Source organism: Pseudomonas tolaasii NCPPB 2192, from assembly GCF_002813445.1.
In the GTDB taxonomy this organism is placed as follows: domain Bacteria; phylum Pseudomonadota; class Gammaproteobacteria; order Pseudomonadales; family Pseudomonadaceae; genus Aquipseudomonas; species Aquipseudomonas tolaasii.
In genome coordinates, this window is the sequence record NZ_PHHD01000001.1 from 4,347,342 (window position 1) to 4,368,033 (window position 20,692).

At 62.9% G+C, this 20,692-nt stretch carries 20 protein-coding genes; 8 read left to right on the plus strand and 12 right to left on the minus strand.

Annotated features, from left to right (window positions below; genetic code table 11):
* The first annotated feature begins 5 nt into the window (after nucleotides 1-5).
* Both ATI14_RS20345 and ATI14_RS20350 read left to right on the plus strand, forming a co-directional pair.
* On the plus strand, nucleotides 6-779 hold the full coding sequence (locus tag ATI14_RS20345; protein WP_016974534.1) for an L-iditol 2-dehydrogenase: 774 nt from the start codon (nucleotides 6-8) through the stop codon (nucleotides 777-779).
* 331 nt (nucleotides 780-1,110) lie between these two features.
* The gene (locus tag ATI14_RS20350) at nucleotides 1,111-1,758 is read left to right on the plus strand and encodes an isochorismatase family protein (protein ID WP_016974532.1); all 648 of its coding nucleotides are present in this window, start codon (nucleotides 1,111-1,113) and stop codon (nucleotides 1,756-1,758) included.
* A 57-nt stretch (nucleotides 1,759-1,815) separates the two neighbouring features.
* On the opposite strand, the gene ATI14_RS20355 is transcribed toward ATI14_RS20350, so the two are convergent.
* The 7 genes from ATI14_RS20355 to ATI14_RS20385 are packed head-to-tail and all read right to left on the minus strand — an operon-like array spanning nucleotide 1,816 to nucleotide 8,255.
* On the minus strand, nucleotides 1,816-2,847 hold the full coding sequence (locus tag ATI14_RS20355) for an ABC transporter substrate-binding protein (protein ID WP_016974531.1): 1,032 nt from the start codon (nucleotides 2,845-2,847) through the stop codon (nucleotides 1,816-1,818).
* A gap of 14 nt (nucleotides 2,848-2,861) precedes the next feature.
* Nucleotides 2,862-3,959 carry an NAD(P)/FAD-dependent oxidoreductase gene (locus ATI14_RS20360; RefSeq protein WP_016974530.1) on the minus strand — a complete coding sequence of 366 codons (1,098 nt, stop codon included), beginning with the start codon at nucleotides 3,957-3,959 and terminating at the stop codon, nucleotides 2,862-2,864.
* A complete protein-coding gene (locus ATI14_RS20365; protein ID WP_016974529.1) occupies nucleotides 3,956-5,299 on the minus strand; it encodes an FAD/NAD(P)-dependent oxidoreductase in 1,344 nt (447 codons plus the stop codon). The genes ATI14_RS20360 and ATI14_RS20365 overlap by 4 nt, the downstream gene beginning before the upstream one ends.
* On the minus strand, nucleotides 5,296-5,586 hold the full coding sequence (locus tag ATI14_RS20370; RefSeq protein ID WP_016974528.1) for a (2Fe-2S)-binding protein: 291 nt from the start codon (nucleotides 5,584-5,586) through the stop codon (nucleotides 5,296-5,298). Before ATI14_RS20370 ends, ATI14_RS20365 begins: the two co-directional genes overlap by 4 nt.
* Nucleotides 5,586-6,380, minus strand: a complete 795-nt coding sequence (locus ATI14_RS20375; RefSeq protein ID WP_016974527.1) for an ABC transporter permease — start codon at nucleotides 6,378-6,380, stop codon at nucleotides 5,586-5,588. Before ATI14_RS20375 ends, ATI14_RS20370 begins: the two co-directional genes overlap by 1 nt.
* 4 nt (nucleotides 6,381-6,384) lie before the next feature.
* Complete coding sequence (locus ATI14_RS20380) at nucleotides 6,385-7,230, minus strand: ABC transporter permease (RefSeq protein ID WP_016974526.1); 846 nt, start codon at nucleotides 7,228-7,230, stop codon at nucleotides 6,385-6,387.
* A complete protein-coding gene (locus tag ATI14_RS20385) occupies nucleotides 7,227-8,255 on the minus strand; it encodes an ABC transporter ATP-binding protein (RefSeq protein WP_016974525.1) in 1,029 nt (342 codons plus the stop codon). The genes ATI14_RS20380 and ATI14_RS20385 overlap by 4 nt, the downstream gene beginning before the upstream one ends.
* A 241-nt stretch (nucleotides 8,256-8,496) precedes the next feature.
* Here ATI14_RS20385 and ATI14_RS20390 point away from each other — a divergent pair, with 241 nt between their 5' ends.
* From ATI14_RS20390 to ATI14_RS20400, 3 genes are all read left to right on the plus strand, one after another.
* Nucleotides 8,497-9,327, plus strand: coding sequence for an IclR family transcriptional regulator (locus ATI14_RS20390; protein WP_016974524.1), 831 nt, complete (start codon nucleotides 8,497-8,499; stop codon nucleotides 9,325-9,327).
* 160 nt (nucleotides 9,328-9,487) lie between these two features.
* The gene (locus tag ATI14_RS20395; protein WP_016974523.1) at nucleotides 9,488-9,907 is read left to right on the plus strand and encodes a cupin domain-containing protein; all 420 of its coding nucleotides are present in this window, start codon (nucleotides 9,488-9,490) and stop codon (nucleotides 9,905-9,907) included.
* Nucleotides 9,904-11,370: an amidase family protein gene (locus tag ATI14_RS20400; protein ID WP_016974522.1), complete on the plus strand. Its 1,467-nt coding sequence runs from the start codon at nucleotides 9,904-9,906 to the stop codon at nucleotides 11,368-11,370. Before ATI14_RS20395 ends, ATI14_RS20400 begins: the two co-directional genes overlap by 4 nt.
* Here ATI14_RS20400 and ATI14_RS20405 read toward each other — a convergent pair.
* From ATI14_RS20405 to ATI14_RS20415, 3 genes are all read right to left on the minus strand, one after another.
* Complete coding sequence (locus ATI14_RS20405) at nucleotides 11,360-12,751, minus strand: class II fumarate hydratase (RefSeq protein WP_016974521.1); 1,392 nt, start codon at nucleotides 12,749-12,751, stop codon at nucleotides 11,360-11,362. The genes ATI14_RS20400 and ATI14_RS20405 overlap by 11 nt on opposite strands.
* A gap of 12 nt (nucleotides 12,752-12,763) precedes the next feature.
* Nucleotides 12,764-14,068 (minus strand): cation:dicarboxylate symporter family transporter, encoded by a 1,305-nt coding sequence (locus tag ATI14_RS20410; RefSeq protein ID WP_016974520.1) that lies wholly within the window; start codon nucleotides 14,066-14,068, stop codon nucleotides 12,764-12,766.
* 141 nt (nucleotides 14,069-14,209) lie between these two features.
* Nucleotides 14,210-15,565 (minus strand): class-II fumarase/aspartase family protein, encoded by a 1,356-nt coding sequence (locus ATI14_RS20415; RefSeq protein WP_080520296.1) that lies wholly within the window; start codon nucleotides 15,563-15,565, stop codon nucleotides 14,210-14,212.
* A 104-nt stretch (nucleotides 15,566-15,669) separates the two neighbouring features.
* On the opposite strand from ATI14_RS20415, the gene ATI14_RS20420 reads away from it, so the two are divergent.
* Nucleotides 15,670-16,410, plus strand: coding sequence for a GntR family transcriptional regulator (locus ATI14_RS20420; protein ID WP_016974518.1), 741 nt, complete (start codon nucleotides 15,670-15,672; stop codon nucleotides 16,408-16,410).
* Here ATI14_RS20420 and ATI14_RS20425 read toward each other — a convergent pair.
* Nucleotides 16,407-18,044, minus strand: coding sequence for a methyl-accepting chemotaxis protein (locus tag ATI14_RS20425; protein WP_031320477.1), 1,638 nt, complete (start codon nucleotides 18,042-18,044; stop codon nucleotides 16,407-16,409). The genes ATI14_RS20420 and ATI14_RS20425 overlap by 4 nt on opposite strands.
* A gap of 229 nt (nucleotides 18,045-18,273) precedes the next feature.
* On the opposite strand from ATI14_RS20425, the gene ATI14_RS20430 reads away from it, so the two are divergent.
* Both ATI14_RS20430 and ATI14_RS20435 read left to right on the plus strand, forming a co-directional pair.
* Nucleotides 18,274-18,849, plus strand: a complete 576-nt coding sequence (locus ATI14_RS20430) for a DUF2239 family protein (protein ID WP_031320475.1) — start codon at nucleotides 18,274-18,276, stop codon at nucleotides 18,847-18,849.
* A gap of 22 nt (nucleotides 18,850-18,871) precedes the next feature.
* Entirely contained in the window at nucleotides 18,872-20,227 is a 1,356-nt protein-coding gene (locus ATI14_RS20435; protein ID WP_080520783.1) for an MATE family efflux transporter, read from the plus strand.
* Here ATI14_RS20435 and ATI14_RS20440 read toward each other — a convergent pair whose 3' ends face one another.
* Nucleotides 20,228-20,689 (minus strand): DUF3225 domain-containing protein, encoded by a 462-nt coding sequence (locus ATI14_RS20440; RefSeq protein ID WP_016974515.1) that lies wholly within the window; start codon nucleotides 20,687-20,689, stop codon nucleotides 20,228-20,230. It lies immediately after the preceding gene.
* Nucleotides 20,690-20,692 lie beyond the last annotated feature (3 nt).

A 20,692-nucleotide genomic window follows, 5' to 3' on the forward strand; every position in this document is an offset into this window, starting at 1 on the left:
TCCCCATGAAACGACTGGAAGGTAAAAGCGCGCTGATCACCGGATCGGCGCGCGGGATCGGCCGCGCCTTCGCCCAGGCTTACATCGCTGAAGGCGCCACGGTTGCCATCGCCGATATCAACCTGCAACGCGCCCAGGCCACGGCGGCCGAGCTGGGGCCGCAAGCCTATGCAGTGGCGATGGATGTCACCGATCAGGCTTCCATCGACGGCGCGATTGCCGCCGTGGTGGCCCATGCCGGCAAGCTCGATATTCTGATCAACAACGCGGCGCTGTTTGACCTGGCGCCGATTGTCGATATCACCCGCGACAGCTTTGACCGGCTGTTCTCGATCAACGTCGCCGGTACGCTGTTCACGCTGCAGGCGGCGGCACGGCAGATGATCAGCCAGGGGCATGGCGGCAAGATCATCAACATGGCCAGCCAGGCCGGGCGCCGGGGCGAGCCGCTGGTGGCGGTGTATTGCGCGACCAAGGCGGCCGTGATCAGCCTCACGCAATCGGCGGGGTTGAACCTGATCAAGCAAGGCATCAACGTCAACGCGATTGCGCCGGGTGTGGTGGATGGCGAGCACTGGGATGGCGTGGACGCGCTGTTCGCCAAACACGAAGGGCTGCCGCCCGGCGAGAAGAAGAAGCGGGTAGGGGCCGAGGTGCCGTTCGGGCGCATGGGCACGGCGGAGGATCTGACCGGGATGGCGGTGTTTTTGGCTTCCCAAGACGCCGATTACGTGGTGGCCCAGACGTATAACGTGGATGGCGGCAACTGGATGAATTGAGCCTTTTCAGTGAAAGGCCGCTGTGGGAACTGGCTTGTGTGGGAGCTGGCTTGCCTGCGATGCAGACACCTCGGTAGGTCAGTTGCACCGCAGTGATGCCATCGCAGGCAAGCCAGCTCCCACATTTGATTTTAATCGTTCGTGGGGGAGGGGCTAGTCAGCAAAACTGCGGTCGAAGAAGTAAACATCTCCAGGCTTCAGCTTCAGCACCCACGCCACGACCCGCTTGTGCTCGAACGGCAACTTGATGCTGCCATTCTCCACTGCGTTCAGTGGATGCAATTAAAGTGCATGACCTGTACTTTAATTTCCGGGCCACAGGAGAACCGTCATGACCCTCTCGAAATCTGCCATTGCATCCTTCGACGTCGACCCACAGAAGAGTTTCACGCCGCTGTGCCCGGATGAGTTGCCTGTGGCAGGTGGCGACCAGATCGGCGCCGAACTCAACTACATGGCCAGCCTCGCCGGCTACCGCGTTGGCAGCAAGGACGCGCATACACCCCGGGCGCCCTGGGTGGTCACTGAACGCAGCGAGATGTATCAGCGCACCGGCCTGGCGCATGCCGATATTACGTGGGTCAGCCATTGCGTACCCGGCACCGAAGGCTTCACCTTGCTGGACGAATTGCCCGCCCCCTATGACTACGACTACTTCATCTGGAAAGGCGTGGAACCCGACCTGCACCCCTACGGTGCCTGCTACCACGACCTGCACGACAAATTGTCCACCGGGGTTATCGAGTACCTCAAAGCCCATGGCGTCAGCCGGGTGATCGTCGGCGGGCTGGCTCTGGACTTTTGCGTCAAAACCACCGCACTGCAGCTGCTCAGGGCCGATCTGGAAGTGGTGCTGCACTTGCCTGCATGCCGGGGCATCAGCGAAGACGGCGGCCTCAATGCCGTTGATGAGTTGCTCAAGGCCGGTGCCGTAATCAGCCGTACCCGTGAAGAGCTGGCGCAGATGGCCACGCGTTAAGGCGCCACAGCCTGGGTATGAGCGTTCCCACGCTCTGCGTGGGAACGCCGCTCAGGGCTAGCGCTCGATCGAGCGGCTCCACCGCGCATTCCACTCCGGCCGCGCCTGGTTCACCTGGTCCCAATCAATGGATACCGCCGTCTGCAGGTAACCCTGCATCGCTTCCACACGGGCACGGGTTTTGTCGGTAGTGGGCGTGGTCGGGTTCGACGGGATCTGGTCGCCTTCTTCCAGCGCGGGTGCCTGGGCTTCGGCGGTCAGCAGGAAGGCTGCGAGTTTCTGCGCCAGTTCCGGTTGGTCATTGCGCGCGATCACGCATTCAGCCACGTTCAGCACCACGGCGCCTTCCTTGGGTTGCGCGTACTCCATCGGGATGCCCAGCAGTTTCTGGGTGGTGACCTGGGTGGGCGTCAGCGGGAAGATCGCGGCTTCGTCGGTTTGCACCATCTCGGAAATTTTTGCCGAGCTGGCGATGTATTCCAGCACATTGGGGCCGATGGTTTTCGGCCAGGCCTTGAAGCCCGGCTCCACGTCGGTTTCGGAGCCGCCCTGGATACGGTTGAACATCAGGAAACCGTGCAGCCCGAAGGTGGAGGAGGCCAGGGACTGGAACACCACCTTGTCCTTGAAGCGCGGGTCGGCCAGGTCCATCCACGAAGTCGGTGCGGCCCAGCCTTTTTCCTTGAACATCTTGGCGTTGTAGCCCAGGCCGGTGACGCCGAGGGTCACCGCGACCGCATCATCCTTGATCTTCGCCTTGGCCGGGATTTGGTCAAGGGTCGGGTTCGGCGTGAGCTTGTCGCACAGGCCCATGGAAATGGCGCGGTACATGATGCCGTCGTCGAGGAACATCACGTGCATCTGCGGGTTGTCTTTGTTGGCCTGGACCTTGGCGAGGATGTCCGACGAGGTGCCGGGCACGATCACTACCTTGACGTTGTTGGCCTTTTCGAACGCAGGCAACACCTTGTCGGCGTACACCCGCTCCATGGTGCCGCCGTTCATGCCCAGGTACAGCGTGGGCGCCGCGTGGGCGGTGCAGGTGAGCAAAGCGAGGGACAAGCAGGACAGCGCGATACGTGGGTTCATGGATGTTTTTCCTCTCAGGCTTGGAAACGACGGATGGAAAACGCTTCAATGGGTTGGCGGCTGGCTCCTTCGCAGACAATCTCTGCCAGGGCTTCACCGACGGCGGGGCCGAGCTGGAACCCGGCGCCGGCAAAGCCGAAACCGTGGAGCAGGCCGGGTTGGGTGCTGCTGGGGCCGATCACCGGTTCATGATCGGGGAGGTAACCTTCGGTGCCGCTCCAGGTGCGAATGGCTTGGGCGCCCTTGAGAAACGGGTACAGCTCGCCGGCGTTGCGCAGGATTTCCAGCACCGCCGCCTGGCCCGGCCGGGCCTGCAACGGGCCAAGGGCAAAACCGCGGCCGCCGCCGAGGATGCAATTGCCCCGGGCGACCTGTCGCGCGTAAATCCCGCCGCCTTCCACGCCAGTGCTCACGTTCATCACCAAGGGCAGCGGCTCGGTGACCAGCATCGCCGGGTGCGCCGAGGTCATCGGCACCGGCTCGCCAAACTGTTCGGCCACGGTACCGGCCCAGGCGCCCGCGCAGTTGAGCAGCCACGGCGCTTGCAAGTGCAGGCCGTTGGCGCAGTGCACCTGAAAGTGGCGGCTGTCATGCTCGATTCGAACGACCTCGGTCTGTTCGTAAACCGTAGCGCCGCAGCGTTGCGCCGCGCGGGCAAAGGCGGGCGAAACCAGCCGCGGGTTGGCGTGGCCGTCTTCAGGGCACAACGAGGCGCCCACCGCGATGTCGCCGACCCACGGGAAGCGCGCGCGCAGTTCGGTGTAATCGAGCAGTTGCAAGCCCAGGCCGAAGCCTCGGGTCTGCTCGGCGTAAGCCTGCAATGCAGCGAAATCGGCATGGCTGCGCGCCAGCTTCAAATGCCCGGAGCGCACGTATTCGCCATCAATGCCGATCAACCCCGGCAGGTCGGCCCACAGCGCGTGCGAGCGCTGCGACAACGGCAGTTGATGCAAGGGACGCCCCTGACGCCGCACGCCGCCATAGTTCACGCCGCTGGAATGTGAACCACAAAAATCTCGCTCCACCAGCGCCACGCGTCGGCCTTTCTGCGCGAGCATCAAGGCGGCCGAGGCGCCGACAATCCCGCCGCCCAGCACGATGGCGTCGATCATGGCTGCACCTCCACACCAAACGGCAGCGGCTTGATCGGCGCCTGCCCGCGCAGGCGGCCCACGTTCTCAATGGATCGACCACTGCGCTCGGCGACAATCTCTGCTGCCGCCAGCCCGCACAGGCGGCCCTGGCAACGGCCCATGCCAACGCGGCAATGGGCCTTGACCCGGTTGATTTCCCAGTGGCCTTCATCGACAACGGCGCGCACGTCGCCGACGCTGACCTCTTCGCAGCGGCACAGGATCAAGTCATCCGACGCCTGTGCAGCCCATTGCTCGGGGAACGGGAACGCGGTTTCCAGGCCGTGGCGAAAGCGCTGGATGCCCGCCAATTGCTGTTCAAGCAGGGCCGGGCGGCGAGGGTCGACGGCGATGCCTGCATCCTCCAGCACGGCCAGCGCTGCACGTTCACCGGCCAACTGTGCCGCATCGACGCCCATGATGCCGGCACCGTCGCCTGCCAGGTAAACGCCGCTGACACTGCTGCGCCCGGCGCTGTCACGTTGCGGCAACCAGGCGCGGTTCAGTCTGTTCCAGGCGAACTCGCAACCGAGCAAATCCGCCAATTGCGTTTCGCTGCGCAGGGCATGGGCGAAGGCCACAGCGTCGCAGTCCAGAACATGGCTGCCCCAGCGAATGCCACGCACCCGTTGTTCACCGTCAATCTGTTGCAGCGTTGCGCCCTGATGCACGGGAATGCCATGGGCGGTGAGCCAGGCGCGGTAATACATGCCCTTGGCCAGGGTCACCGGCTGCCCGAGCAGGGCGGGTAATGCGCGGCATTGAGCGCTGAACGGCGCGCTGTCGAGCACCGCAACCACCTTCGCCCCAGCCTTGGCGTATTGATAAGCCACCAGATACAGCAACGGCCCACTGCCGCAGAACGCCACGCGTTCACCAATGGCGCAGCCCTGATACTTCAAGGCGATTTGTGCCGCGCCCAGGCTGTACACACCCGGCAAGGTCCAGCCCGGCACCGGCAGAATGCGGTCGGTGGCGCCGGTGGCGACGATGATGCGCGAGTACTCCAGGCTTTCGGCCCGGCCATTGTTGAGCAGGTCGAGCCGCCCGTTCTCGGCATTCCACACCAGAGTTTCCGGCCGGTAGTCGATCAGAGGCGCCAGTTCGTCCATCGTGCGATGCACCGCCTCGGCCTTGCTCGCTTCAAAACCGTAAACCTGTTTGGCGCTGCGCTGGAAACCCACCGGCTGACGCCGGTAAATCTGACCGCCGCCGCGCAGGCTTTCATCCACCAGGCAGGCTTTGACGCCGTGGTCGAGCAGCGTACGCGCCGCGCTGATGCCTGCCGGGCCTGCGCCCACAATCACGATGGGCTTCATGGCTGGCGCCCCGGGTCGCGGCTGATGGCGTGGCCTTCTTCCAGCAGCGTCGAACAGGCCCGGACGCGGCGGCCGTCTGCCAGGCGTACCCAGCAGTCCTGGCAGGCGCCCATGAGGCAGAATCCGGCGCGGCGTTCGGCACTGAAATCACTGCCGCGCAGGTGTTCGGCGCAGGTCAGCACGGCGGTGAGCAGCGTGTCGCCGAGCAGGCCGCTGGCAGGCTGGCCGTCGAGTGTGAAGGCCACCGCAGGGCGCGCGGTTTCGGCCAGACGTTTGAACAAAGGCATCAATGTTTCCCCACCAGTACGCGGTCCAGGCCGTAGACCCGGTCGAGCAGAATCATGGTCGCGGCGGTCAGCGCGATCACCAGCGCCGACACGGCCGCCATCATCGGGTCGATGGATTCGGTGGCGTACACGTACATGCGCACCGGCAGGGTTTGCGTGGCCGGTGAGCTGACGAAGATCGACAGCGTGACTTCGTCGAAACTGTTGATGAATGCCAGCAACCAGCCGCCCGCCACACCGGGCAGAATCATCGGCAGGGTGATCTGGCGAAACAGCGTGAAGCGGCTGGCGCCGAGAGATTCCGCCGCCTGTTCGGCACTGCGATCAATGCCGATGGCCGCGGCCAACACCAGGCGCAGCACGTACGGCGTGATGATCACAACATGCGCCAGCATCAGCCAGGTGAAGCTGCCGTTGACGCCCATCAGCGCGAACAGGCGCAGCATCGCCACGCCCAGCACCAGGTGCGGGATGATGATCGGCGACAGGAACAGCGCACTGAAAAAATTGCGCCCCGGGAACTGATAACGGCTGATCGCCAAGGCTGCCGGCACGGCAATCAAGGTGGCCAGGCTGGCGGCGGTGAACGCAAGGATCAGGCTGTTGTAGAACGCCTGGATAAAGTCAGCACGCTCAAACACCGCGCGAAACCAGCGCAGGGAAAACCCCGACGTGGGCAGGCTCAAGGTGTTTTCCGGGGTGAAGGCCACCAGGCACACCACCACCAGCGGCGCCATCATGAACAACACCACCAAACCGTGGAAACCGAGGGCCAAAGGACCGTTTCTGGACATGCGCTTAAACCCCCAGGGACTTTTTATAGCGACCTTCGACCATGCGGTTCCAGCTCAGCATGATCAGCAGATTGACCAACAGCAGCACCACCGCGATGGTCGCGCCCATGGGCCAGTTGAGTTCCGAGAGGTACTGGTCGTACACCACGGTGGCGACCATTTTCAGGCGGCGCCCGCCGAGCAGGCCGGGGATGGCGAAGGAGCTGGCAGCCAGGCCGAACACGATCAAGGTGCCGGACAGCACGCCCGGCATGACCTGTGGCAACACGATCTTGCGCATGACGGTGGTCTGGCTGGCACCCAGCGACAACGCCGCCTGTTCGGCCGACGGGTCGAGTTTTTGCAGCGATGTCCACACCGGAATGATCATGAACGGCAACATCACGTGCACCAGGGCGATCACCACCGCAAACGGCGTGTACAGCAATTTCACCGGGCGCCCGCCGAGGGCCTGGATCAGTTGATTGACAATGCCGTCGGCGCCGAGCAACAGGCTCCAGCCGAAGGCGCGCACCACCACTGAAATCAGCAGCGGTGCGAGGATCAGGATCAAAAAGATCGAGCGCCACGGCGTGCCCATCCGGCTGAGGATGTAGGCCTCGGGCACACCGATCACCACGCACAAAAGCGTCACCAGCGCGCTGATCCAGAAGGTGCGCCAGAAGATTTCGTAGAAGTACGCATCGCTGAACAGCGACAGGTAATGGGCGAAGGTCCATTCATCGGCCTTCACGCCCACTTGGTAGTCGAACACGTTGAACGACAGCACCAGGGTCATCAGCAACGGCAGCACCAGCAGCCCACTGAACAGCACCAGCGCTGGCAGTGAGAGTAAGTAACCACGGCTCATGGGCGCACCTCGTCCGCCGCCAGCACGCGCAACAGCTCGGCGTGCCAGTCCAGGCCCACAAGGGCGCCGCAACCCAGCGGCGCGCTGCCGTCGTTGCTGCGCACCACGGTGATTTCGCCCAGGGTGGTGTGGACGCGGTACAGCCATTGGCTGCCGAAGAAATAGCGGTCCAGCACCTTGCCTTGCAGGCGCCCGGCACCGGCGTCCACCAACTGGATTTTTTCCGGGCGCAGGCTCAGGGTCAGCTCGCCGTTGCCGCTTTCATGGCGCACTTGTGGGATGCCCAGTTGGTCGTAGTCGCCAGGCAGTAAATTGGCTTTGCCGACGAAGTCAGAGATGAAGCGGGTACGTGGATGTTCGTAGAGCTTGTAGGGCGCATCGATCTGGGTCACGCGGCCGGCCTGCATCACCACCACGCGGTCGCTGATGGACAGGGCTTCGGCCTGGTCGTGGGTGACCATCAACGTGGTGATGCCCACGGCGCACTGGATGCGGCGGATTTCAAACTGCATTTCTTCGCGCAAATTGGCGTCGAGGTTCGACAGCGGCTCATCGAGCAGCAGCACCGGCGGCTCGATCACCAGCGCGCGGGCCAGGGCCACGCGTTGGCGCTGGCCGCCGGACAGTTCGCGCGGGTAGCGCTCGGCGTGAGGGGCCAGGCGTACCAGTTCGAGTACGGTTTTGACCTTGCTGGCGATCTCGCCTGCCGGCACTTTGCGCATCTTCAGGCCGAAGGCGACGTTGTCGCGTACGGTCATGTGCGGGAACAGCGCATAGCTTTGAAATACCACGCCCAGGCCACGACTGGCGGGCTTGGCGTGGGTGATGTCGCGGCCGTCGAGCAGGATCTGCCCGCCGCTGACGTCCACGAAGCCGGCGATCATTTGCAGGGTGGTGGTCTTGCCGCAGCCCGAGGGGCCGAGCAGGGAAACGAATTCGCCTTTTTCCACTGCAAGGTCGGTGGCGACCACCGCGTCGACGGCGCCGTAGCGTTTGCTCAAGGCGTTGAGTTGGAGAAAAGCCATGTCTGCGTTCCACCTTTTTGAGTCGCGTCGAAACGCGCTTTTTTGTTTTGGGCAGATGCGAATGAGGTCTTGCCGGTGCGTTGGCGCTCGATCTTGAGTCGGCTGCCGGTTGTTGTTCATTTCGCCCCTGTGGACGCAGATTAGGACGAAGACTAGGATGGGCGGAAGATGGAATTTCACTGAGTGAGCAGTTATTTTTAGTTTTATTCACTGGTCAGAATTTATTGTGAGATAGGGTGTTATGGATTCCACTGAGCGGAATGAAAACAGTAAAGAAGTGGGGGCCGGCGGCGTGTCGCGGTTGTTCGCACTGTTGCGCGTGCTCGGAACGGTTCCGGCGGACGGCGAGCGTGTCACGCAACTGGCCCACCAGGTCGGCCTGTCCCAGCCCACCACCCACCGCCTGCTGCGCAGCCTGATGGACGAAGGCATGGTCGAGCAGGACGCTCGCAGCAAGCGCTATCGCCTGAGCCTTGAGTTTTTCGCCCTGGCGGCCAACGCGGGCAAAACCAGTAACCTGCGTGACCTGGTGCGGCCCAGCATGCTGCGCTTGAGTGCATCCCTTGGGGACTCGCTGTTTTTGCTCGCGCGCAGTGGTTTTGACGCCATCTGCCTGGACCGCAGCGAAGGCCCGTACCCGATCCGTACCTTCACCGGCGATATCGGCGGGCGCGTGGCGCTGGGCGTGGGGCAGGGCAGTCTGGCGATTCTGGCGTTTTTGCCGGAGGAGGAGCGTGAAACGGTGATTCGCTACAACCTGCCACGGCTCAAGGACTTCCACCTGTATGACGAGGTGCTGTTGCGCTCGGAAGTGGAGAACGTGCGCAACCTGGGCTACGCCGCGCGCAATACCGGTGTGCTCGAAGGCATGGCGGGTCTCGCGGTGCCGATATTGAACCGCGACGGGCATGCCGTGGCGGCATTGAGCGTGGCCACCATCAGCGACCGGCTGGGGCCGAGCCGGTTGCCCATGGTGGTGGAGTTACTCAAACGCGAAGCGGCGGCGATCGGGCCGCGGATCAACCCGTTCGATCCAACCTTGCGCCGGCCTTCGCAGACCTTCGGCGGGTAGCTGGACTGTGGGTCACCCCAGCTCCCTGTGGGAGCAACTGTCTTGGCTGCATTTCAACAAGCATTTTCAACACAACCACACGCTCTGGCCTTGCAGCTGGAATAACCGGGCGGGTTCAGGTGTTTACCGAGAGACCTGATCACACACCGAGCCTACCCGGATGACTGACAACAAGACCTGCCGCCTGCTTCGCCCCCGTGCCCCCGTGATTGGCAAGCAAGGCCTGCACAATGCCGTGGGTATCTCCACCGAAACGGTGGGGGCTACCGGAATCAACCTGCAAATCGTCACTATCCCGCCGGGCGCGCGGGCCAAGACCCATATGCATGAAGGCCATGAAACTGCGATCTATGCCCTGAGCGGCGTGTCCAGCGTGTGGTACGGCCAGCAGCTGGAAAGCCACGAAGTCATCCACCCCGGTGACTTTTTCTACATTCCGGCAGGCATGCCCCATCAGCCTTACAACGACACCGATGAGCCGGTGTCGGTGTTGGTGGCGCGCTCCGATCCCAACGAGCAGGAGAGTGTGGTGCTGATGCCTCACCTCGACACGCTGCACGTTGCCGGTGAAACACCTTGACCCCCGACAGCAGCTACCGCAGTGCCACCGAACTGGTGGCCGACATTGCCTGCGGTCGCCTCAGCAGCCGCGCGTTGCTCGAAAGCTGCATCGCGCGTGTGGAGATGCTCAACCCGGCGCTCAACAGCATTGTGGCGTTGAACCTGGGCGAGGCGCGCCTCAAGGCCGACCTGGCTGACACCGCAGTGCGCAACGGCCTGCCGCTGGGGCCGTTGCACGGCTTGCCGATGACCATCAAGGACACCTTCGAAGTGCTCGGCATGCCGTGCACCGCCGGTGCGACCGAGTTGTGTGAACACCGGCCGCGGCAATCGGCGGCGGCAGTCAAGCGCCTGGAAGACGCCGGGGCCATTGTGTTCGGCAAAACCAACGTGCCGACCATGGCCGGGGATATCCAGACCTACAACAGCCTGTTCGGCACCACCAACAATCCCTGGAACCTGGCGCTGACCCCGGGCGGCTCCTCGGGCGGCGCGGCGGTGGCGCTGGCGGCGGGGTTTACGCCGCTGGAGTTGGGCAGTGACATTGGCGGCTCGATTCGCATCCCGGCGCATTTCACCGGGGTGTACGGGCACAAACCCACTCACGGCATCGTGTCCCAGCGCGGGCATATTCCGGGGGCGCCGGGCGAACTGGCCGAAGGGCACCTGAATGTGGTCGGGCCCCTGGCGCGTCATGCGGCCGATTTGCAACTGATGCTGGGCGTGATAGCGGGCGGGCAGGCGGGCTGGCACGTGCAATTGCCCGCGCCGCGACATCAATCCCTCAAGGCTTTTCGCGTGTTGCTGTGGACCCAAGACGCCGATTGCCCGCTCGCCAGCGGCATGGCCGATACCTACCGACAGTTACGCCAAACACTGGAAGCAGCGGGTGTGGACGTGGTGCAGGGAGCGCCTGCCGGTGCGTCGCTGGAGCGCCTGTTTGCGGCCTACCTGGTGCAGTTGGGCGCCAAGCTGGGCGTGTCGCTGCCTGCCGGCCGTCGCCGTTTCATGGGATTGATGGCGCCGGTGTTGCGTGGCCTGGGCAAGGTGATGGACATGCCCCGGCACGCCGACAAGTTCTATGAAGGCACCGGCATGAGCCACGCCGAGTGGTTGATGGCCCATGAACAGGGCTTGCAGTTGCGTGAGGCGTTCCTCAAGACCTTCGATGATTTTGATGTGATCCTGGCGCCGCCCACGTTCACCACGGCGTTTGCCCATGACCAGTCCAACGTCATCAGCCTGCGCAGCCTGAAAGTGGAGGGCAACAAACGTCATTACGCCGACCTTTACCAGTGGATCGCGCCGGCCACCCTGATGGGGTTGCCGGCGACCAGCGCACCTTTGGGTCTCACCCGCGACGGGCTGCCGGTGGGCATCCAGATCATCGGCGCGCCCTTTGAAGACCGCACTACCATCAAGTTCGCCGAGTGCCTGGCCGACGTCATCGGCGGGTTTCAGATACCGCCGGCTATGGGGTAGGGCGGATCATCGCGTCGGGGCGTACGCGTTGCGTGTATTCCTCGGCGCTGATGAAGCCCAGTTGCACAGCCGCTTCCCTGGGCGACAGGCCTTCGTCCGCCGCCTTGCGCGTGATCCGGGCCACGCGGTCATAGCCCAGCACCGGGTTCAGCACGGTGGCCATCAACAGTGAATGCTCCACATTGTGCGCCAGTTGCGCGCGGTTCACTTCAAGGCCGTTGAGCAGCTTGTGGCCGAACAGGTTGATGCAGTCGGTCAGTACGTCGATCGATTGCAGCAAGTTGTGGATCAGCACCGGCTTGGCTACGTTCAGCTCGAAGGTGCTGGACGCCCCCGCCAGGGTGATGGTGGTGTGGTTGCCCATCACCTGCATCGCCGCCTGCACCAGCACTTCAGCGATGGTCGGGTTGCGCTTGCCGGGCATGATCGAAGAGGTCAGGCCGTCGTCCGGCACAATCAGTTCGCCCAGGCCGCAGCGCGGGCCGGAGCCGAGCAGGCGGATGTCATTGGCGATTTTGGTGAGTGACACCGCCAGCACATTCAGCGCGCCGGAGGCTTCGACCAATGCGTCGTGGGTGCCCATGCCCTCGAACTTGCACGGGTTGGTTTCAAAGCGCTCCCCGGTGAGCCGGCTGATTTCTTCGCAGAACGCCACGTCAAACCCGGCCGGGGTATTCAGCCCGGTGCCTACTGCCGTGCCACCTTGGGGCAACAAACGCAGGCGCGGCATGCACGCTTCAATGCGCGCGATGCCGTGCCGAATTTGCTCGGCGAAGCTGCCAAAGGCCTGGCCCTGGCTCATCGGCACGGCGTCCATCAAATGGGTGCGGCCGATTTTCAGCACGTCTTGCCAGGCTTCGGCCTTGGCTTGCAGCTCATTGTGCAGGTGGCTCAGCGCGGGCAGCAGACGCCCGCGCAGCTCGAGCACGGTGGTCAGGTGCATCACCGTGGGGAAGCTGTCGTTGGACGATTGCGAGCGGTTGACGTGGTCGTTGGGATGCACCGGGGCCTTGCTGCCCAACTCACTGCCCAGTTGCCGGTTGGCACGGTTGGCGATCACTTCGTTGGCGTTCATGTTGGTCTGGGTGCCGGAGCCGGTCTGCCAGATCGACAGCGGAAAGTGCTCGTCGAAATGCCCGTCGGCGAGTTCCTGCGCGGCGGCTTCAATGGCGTGGGCGATGTCTGGCGTCAACGCGCCGAGCCTGGCATTGGCACGGGCACAGGCGCGTTTTTGCTGGCCAAACGCGCGGATCAGGCTGGCCGGGAACGGCTGTTTGCTGCCGAACACCTCCAGCGCCCGCTGGGTTTGCGCGCCCCAGTAACGCTCGGCCGGGATGTTCACCGGGCCGAATGCGTCATGTTCGATACGGGTAGTGGACATTCAGGGGCTCCGTTAAAGCGCAGCGCCGGCCGCACGGCCGAGCACACGTTGATATTCATCCTGGGCAGTCTGTTGGGAGAACTCGCCGGACCACTTGGACACCACCACGGTGGCCACGCTGTTGCCGATGGTGTTGCAAGTGGCAATCGCCATGGACATGAAGCGGTAAACCCCGAACAGCAACGCCAGCCCTTCGGCCGGCAATACGCCGATGGCGGTGACGGTGGCGGCAAACACCACGAAACTGCCGCCCGACACGGCGGCCGCACCCTTGGAGGTGACCAGCATGATCGCGATGATGCCCAGCTGTTGCTCCCAGCTCAGCGGCACGCCATAGGCATTGGCGATAAACAGCACACACAGCGACATGTAGATCGAGGTGCCGTCGAGGTTGAAGGCGTAACCGGTGGGCAGCACCAGGCCGACGCTCTGTTTGGAACAGCCGAATTTTTCCAGTTTTTGCAGCAGGCGTGGCAGCGCGCTTTCCGACGAGGCGGTGCCGAGCACAATGAAGATTTCATCCTTGATATAGGTGAGAAAACGCCACAGGCTGAAACCGCTCAACCGGCACACCGCACCCAGTACCACGAAGATAAAGAAGGCTATACCAACGTAGAACATCAACACCAGGTTGGCCAGGGACATCAGCACGGCGCTGCCGTTGCTGCCCACCGCATAGGCCACTGAACCGAAGGCGCCCAGCGGTGCGAACTTCATGATCAGGTTGATGAACTCGAAGAAACACTCGGAGATGCGGTTCAGGCCATCCTCGATCACTTCACGCCGCTCAGGCTTCAACGCCAGCAGGGCAAAGCCGAACAGCACCGAAATCACCAGCACTTGCAGCAACTGGCCACCGGCAAAAGCGCCGACGAAATTGTCGGGGAAAATGCCGTAGATAAAGTCCAGGGTAGAGGCGGGCGCATGGCCCTTGGCGACGGCGGCGCTGGCCGCTGCGGCGGCGGCACTGCTGGGGTGGGCGTCGTGCATGCCGGAGCCGATCTGCAGCAGGTTGCCCCACAACAAACCGATAGCGAGGGCGATGGTGGACACCACCTCAAAGTAAATCAGCGCCCGCAGGCCGACCTTGCCGACGCGCTTGATGTCGCCTGCGGAGGCAATGCCGTGCACCACGGTGAAAAACACCAGCGGCGCGACGGCGGTCTTTATCAGCTTGAGGAAAATGTCGCCGAGGATCTTGAAACTGGCGGCCAGTTCCGGAGCGAGAAAACCGAAGGCAATGCCGAGAAACATCGCAGCGACGACCTGGAAGGTCAGGTCCTTGTAGAGCGGTTTTTTTGCGGGGGTGGATGACATGTCTGTGATCTCATTGTTGTTATGGTTCTGAAAACGGTGGAGAACTCCTGTGGGAGCGGGCTTGCCCGCGATGGCGGTGGTTCAGTGACAGATGCGCTGACTGATACACCGCTATCGCGGGCAAGCCCGCTCCCACAGGTTTCAACGTTTCACGGCACCCTCACGCGCCAGCGCGATGTCCACCATCTGCGGCGCCAGCCCCAGGTAGTTGGCCGGGTCGGTCAGGCGTTGCAGTTCGGCCAGGTCCAGTTGCGCGGTGGCTTCGCCCTGGGCGAGCAGGGCGTCGAGCAGGCTGGTGCCCTGGTCGTTGGCCATGCGGCACGCGGCATACACCACGTCGTGGGCGACCTGGCGGCCTAGCGCCGGAGCGAGGCCCATCATCACGGCTTCGGCGACGATCAGGCCCTGGGTCATGTCGAGGTTTTTGCGCATGCGCTCGGGGCGTACTTCCAGACCGGCAAGCATGAAGGTGGCTTGACCGAGGGACGCGGCGCTCAGGGCAAAGGCTTCGGGGATGGCGATCCACTCGGCCTGCCACGGGCCGGTGGAGCGTTCGAAATCCTGAATCATCGCGTCGAGCATCAACCCGGCATGTTGGCGCACGCCCTTGGCGGCGGCGTACATCAGCTCGCAGGAAATCGGGTTGCGCTTTTGCGGCATGGTGCTGCTGGCGCCACGGCCCTTGACGAAAGGCTCGTACACTTCACCCAGCTCGCTGGTCATCATCATCATGACGTCCAGCGCGATCTTGCCCAGGGAGCCGGTCACCAGCCCGAGGAAATTCAGGGTTTCGGCCAAGCCGTCTCGGGCCACATGCCAGGTGGCTTGCGGTACGCCCAGGCCCAGCTCCGCCATCAATGCTTGCTGGACTTCCAGGCCTTTGTCGCCCAGCGAGGCGAGGGTGCCGGCGGCGCCGGCGAATTGGCCAATTTCGACGCGTGGGCGCAGCTCCACCAGGCGCTCGGCGTGGCGGTCGAACATGCTCAGCCACACCGCGCATTTGTAGCCGAAGGTGATCGGCAGCGCGTGTTGCAAGTGGGTACGGCCCGCCATCGGAGTGTCGCGATAACGCGCGGCGAGGCCGGCCAGCAGACCGCGCACCGTCTGGATATCACGCTCGACAATCGCCAGTGCGGCACGCACTTGCAGGACTACGGCGGTGTCCATGATGTCCTGGGTGGTGGCGCCCCAATGCACGTAGCGGCCGGCTTCGACGCAGATCTTCGACAGTTGCTCAACCAGCGGCAGGATCGGGTAACCGACGATCTCGGTTTCGTGCTGCATCAGCGCCAGGTCCAGGGCGTCGTACCGCGACAGCGCAGCGATCTGCTCGGCAGCCTCGCTGGGGATTACCCCGCAACGGGCTTCGGCGCGGGCCAGGGCCACTTCCACTTCGATGTAGCGTTCGATCAGGGCTTTATCGGAGAACACGCCACGCATTTCGGCGGTGCCGAACATGTCGCGGAACAGGGCGGAATCAAAAACGGTGCTCGACATGGGAATGTCCTATTTGTTATTTTTAAACCATACATATTTAATATGTCCGTACATTATGATTACGCTTGTGCTGATACACTGTCAACTCGACAGCGAGGGTAAGAATGGAAAGCGTGAGCCAGAGGCGTTATGCGGCGGTGGCCAAGGATTTGATCGAACAAATCGGCAGTGGCCATTACCCGGTGGGGTCGTTGTTGCCGACTGAATTCGAGCTGTGCTCGCTGTACGCGGTGAGCCGCCACACCGTGCGCGCGGCCATCGACCAGTTGCAGGGGCAGGGCATGGTGTCGCGGCGCAAGCGCGTGGGCACGCGGGTGGAGGCGTCATCGCCCAAGGGCGGTTATTCCCAGGCAATGGCCTCGGTGGCCGACCTGGTGCAGGTGGCCGAAACCCATATTCGTGATATTCAGGACGTGCGCGAATTTGTCGCCGATATCGCATTGGCGCGTCGCCTGGGGCTGGAGCCGGGCGGGCATTATTTCTGCGTGTCGAGCATCAAGGTGGATGCCGGTGACGGCAATGCGCCGTTGTGCTGGACCGATGTATACGCCGAACAGACCTTCGCCGAAGTGATCCCCGAAGCGCGCAAACACCCGGATGAACTGATCGCCGCATTGATCGGCAAGGCGTTTTCACGGCCTATCGAAGTGGTCGACCAGCAGGTGCGGCCAGTGCAGTTGTCTGCCGAGTTGGCGGCCAGCCTGAAGGCCCAGGGCGGTGCGCTGGGCCTGGCGATTATTCGGCAGTATCGCGATGAAGTCGGCGCGTTGATCGCTGTGGCGGAGTCGGTGTACCCCGCCGACCGCTTCACCCTGACCATGCAAATGAAGCGCGACAAACTCTAAGCCACGTTAAAGAACGCCACCTTGGTGCTCAGCCGGTCCGCCAGCTCCGCCAACTCGCGGTTGGAGCTTTCCGCCACTTCGGAGCCGGCCGCCGATTGCACGGTGGAGCTGTGAATACGCGTGACGTTCTGCGCCACCTCTTCCGCCGCCGCGCTTTGTTGCACCGAAGCGCTGGCGATTTGCGCGTTCATGGCATTGATCGCGCCGACTTCCTGGCTGATCTTGCCGAGCGCCACCTGGGAGTCGCGGGTTTGTGTCACCGTCACCTGAGCCAGGGTGCGGCTGCGTTGCATGATGTCGGCGGCGTCCTGGGTGCCGCTTTGCAGCTTGCCGATCATGTCGCGGATTTCCTGGGTGGACTCTTGGGTGCGCGTGGCCAATGAGCGCACTTCATCGGCCACCACTGCAAACCCGCGGCCATGTTCTCCCGCCCGCGCCGCTTCAATCGCTGCGTTCAACGCCAGCAGGTTGGTTTGCGCGGCGATGGCGTTGATCACTTCGATCACGGTTTCGATGCTTTCACTGTCGCTGGACACCTGATTGACCCGCGTGGTGGCCTGTTCGAGGATCGTCGCCAACTCTTCAATGGCCACGCTGACCTCGCCCACCAGGCGGTGGCCGCTGTCGACTTCGGCATCCGCCAGAATGGTCGCCTTGGACGCGGCGGAGGCGTAGCCCGAGACTTCACTGACCGACGCGGCCATTTGTGTGATAGCGGCCGCCACATGCTGGGCTTCACTGGTTTGCAGGGTGATTTGCTGGCGGTTATCGCTGGCCACCGATAACAGCGTGACCGAGGACTGGCGCAACGCTTGAGCCGCCGCGCGCACTTCGGTGATGGTGTCGCCCAGGCGGGTCAGCGCGCTTTTCAGAATGCCCATCACGCTGTCGGGGTAGCGGGTTTCAATCGGCTGGTTCAGCTCGCCATCGGCCAGACGGCGGATCGCCTCGGCCACTTCTTCAGGCTCCGCGCCGAGGGTGGCCTTGACCTTGCGGATGATCAGCAACGACACCAGCACGCTCAGGATGATTGCTACGGTACTGGCGGCGATCATCAGCAGCGCAAACTGGCTGGCGGCGACTTGCACCGTGCCCAGGCTGTGTTTGATCTGGGCTTCTTCGAAGTCGATCAGCGCGTTCACCCGTTTCAGCCATTCGGTGTAATAGCCCGAGGTTTGCGCAAGCAGCAGCTCCTGGGCGGCGGCGATATCGTTACCGCGACGCAGGTTGATCACGCGTTCGGACGAGGCGAGGGCCTGAACTTCAATGGCCTTGATATCACTCAGCAGGCGGGTTTCCTCGGCGCTGGCGGCGGTGCCGAACAGGCGGTCGAGCATCACGGCCGAATCCTGATAATCGCGCTTGAGTTGGTCGATTTCAGCCAGGTGCCCGTTCAACGCCGGTTCATCCTTGACCAGCACCGCGTCGCGAATCGCGATGGCACGGTTGTGCACGCTGCCCCGAAAATTGATGGCGTAGCGCTGGGCTACGGCGGCCTGCTCGCCGACGTCCTTGAGGGTGCTGTCGATAAAACCCACGCGCTGAATGCCGACGGCGGTGATCAGCACCAGCAACGACAGCGTGGACGCAAAGCCCAGTCCGATACGCATCGCTAACGAGACAGGTTTTTTCATGGAACGCTCGATGTTCAGAAGATGAAGGAGTGATGGCCAAAAGCTATCTGTTTCGCGGAATCTAACGGTGTGTCAAGCGGGCGTCCAATCAGAAATTGTGGGGGCTGCCATCGAGCGAATTGATGGAATAAAACAGGTGGCTCAGACGTATGGGTCATCCACCCCTTGCAAGTCGCCGTATTTTGGTTAATATCATCCGGGTAAAATAAATAACATCCGGGTAAATATCATGTCTCAACAACCCTTACCTTCTTGCACGGCCTTTGTCCGACATCAGCGTGTGGCAGCGGGAAACTATGCGGATGTCGCCCGCGCGCTTGCCGGCCTTGAGCTGGTGGCGGGCAGTTTTCTGGTGTTCGACGATGCTACGGGCGCTCAGGTCGACTACCCATGGCCCGCAGGTTATGCGCCCGAGCAGCCTGCGTTGCCCGAAGGTGATGAGGAGCCGGCTGTCGCGCCTTCGGTGGGGCGGCCCAAACTGGGGGTGGTCGCACGCGAAGTCACCTTGCTGCCACGGCATTGGGAATGGCTGGGCCAGCAACGCGGTGGGGCGTCTGCAGCGTTGCGTCGTTTGGTGGATGAAGCTCGCACGGCCCATGCTTCCCGTGATCAGATGCGTGTGGCGCAGGAAGCCAGCTATCGTTTCATGAGTGCCATCGGCGGCGATCTGCCAGGTTTTGAAGACGCCACGCGGGCGCTGTTCGCCAGGGACTCGGCGGACTTTTCCTGCAGGATTGCCCAGTGGCCGATTGACGTGCAGACCTACCTGGCCTGGCTGTCGCGCGATGCGTTCCCCGCCCAATAATAATTCCGGGACCCGAATGACCATGGAAGTCACCCCAAAACGACCGTTGTGGCAGATCTACCTGATCTTTCTGGCACCGATGGTGCTGTCCAATTTTCTGCAAAGCTTTTCCGGCACCCTCAACGGCATCTATGTCGGGCAAATGCTCGGCACCCAGTCGCTGGCGGCGGTGTCGGGGATGTTTCCCATCGTGTTTTTCTTTATCGCCCTGGTGATCGGCCTGGGGGCGGGCGCCTCGGTATTGATCGGGCAGGCGTGGGGGGCGCGGGAAACCGGGATGGTCAAGGTGATCACCGGCGCGACACTGACCCTCGGCGCGCTGGTGGGCCTGATTGCGGCGGTGCTCGGCAGCCTGTTTGCGCGCCCGGCCTTGCAGGCATTGGGCACGCCCATTGATGTACTGGACGATGCGGTGGGTTATGCCCAGGTGATGATGCTGATCATGCCGCTGCTGCTGGTGTTTATTCTCTATACCCAGTTGCTGCGCGGCGTCAGCGACACGATTTCGCCGCTGCTGGCACTGATGGTTTCCACCCTGGTGGGCTTGCTGCTGACCCCGGCGTTGATTCGCGGCTGGATCGGCCTGCCGCCCATGGGCATCCAGAGCGCGGTGTACGCGGGTCTGGTGGGCAACGCTTCGGCGATGCTGTTTTTGGTGCTGCGTTTACGCCATAAAAGCCATGTGATGGCGCCGGACCGTGAACTGCTCGCGGCCTTGCGCCTGGACCGCGTCATTCTCGGCAAAGTCCTGCGTATCGGCTTGCCTACCGGCCTACAGATGGTGGTGTTGTCGTTGTCGGAATTGGTGATTCTTGCCCTGGTCAATAGCCACGGCTCTCAGGCGACGGCGGCCTATGGCGCGGTGACGCAAATCGTCAACTACGTGCAGTTTCCGGCGCTGTCGATTGCGATCACGGCATCGATTCTGGGCGCCCAGGCGATTGGTGCGGGGCGGTTGGAGCGTATCGGGCCAATTTTGCGCACCGGCTTGTTGATCAACACTTGCCTGACCGGCGGCTTGATCGTGCTGGGTTACCTGCTGTCGCACTGGCTGCTGGGCCTGTTCATCACCGACGACACTGCGCGGGCCAATGCCGAACACCTGCTGCACATCATGCTGTGGAGCATTCTGGTGTTCGGGTTCCAGGCGGTGGTCGGCGGCATCATGCGCGCCAGCGGCGTGGTGCTGATGCCGGTGGCCATCTCGATCTTCTGCGTGCTGTGCGTCGAGCTGCCGATGGCTTATGTGCTCAACGCGCATTTTGGCCTGGAAGGGGTGTGGATGGCCTTTCCGGTGACCTACCTGGCGATGCTCGCCTTGCAGACCGCGTATTACCGGCTGGTGTGGCGGCACAAGCAGATCAAGCGGTTGGTGTGATCATTTAAAATGCGTGTCGGCGAGCGGCATGATGCTCGCGACATGCCAGCCGTTTTGGTCTTTCACCAGCGTCTGGCTGATCAGGAAGGTATCGACCCGCGGTGTTTCTGCGCCGTGGCTGCGGGTGAAGGCCACCGGTACCATCAGTTGCACCACCGTGTCGTTGATCGCCACCGCACTGAAGTGGCTCATGTCGGGTTGAAGCTGCCACGCCCCCTTGTAGTACTCCTTGAGTTTGCTCACCACCGCCTCGGGGCCCCAGTTCGCCTCGCCACGGGCAAACCAGAGCATTTTCGGCGAGTCCCAGAGCATGGCCTGGATCTGGTTGAGGTCATGGGCATTCTGCGCCTCGACGAAGCGGGTAAAGAATGCCCGGGCTTCGTCTTCCTGAGGGGTTGCGAAGGCGGATGTAAAGGCAAACGAGGAGAGCAGGGCGGCGAGGGCCATTACGCGGCGTTTCATGGG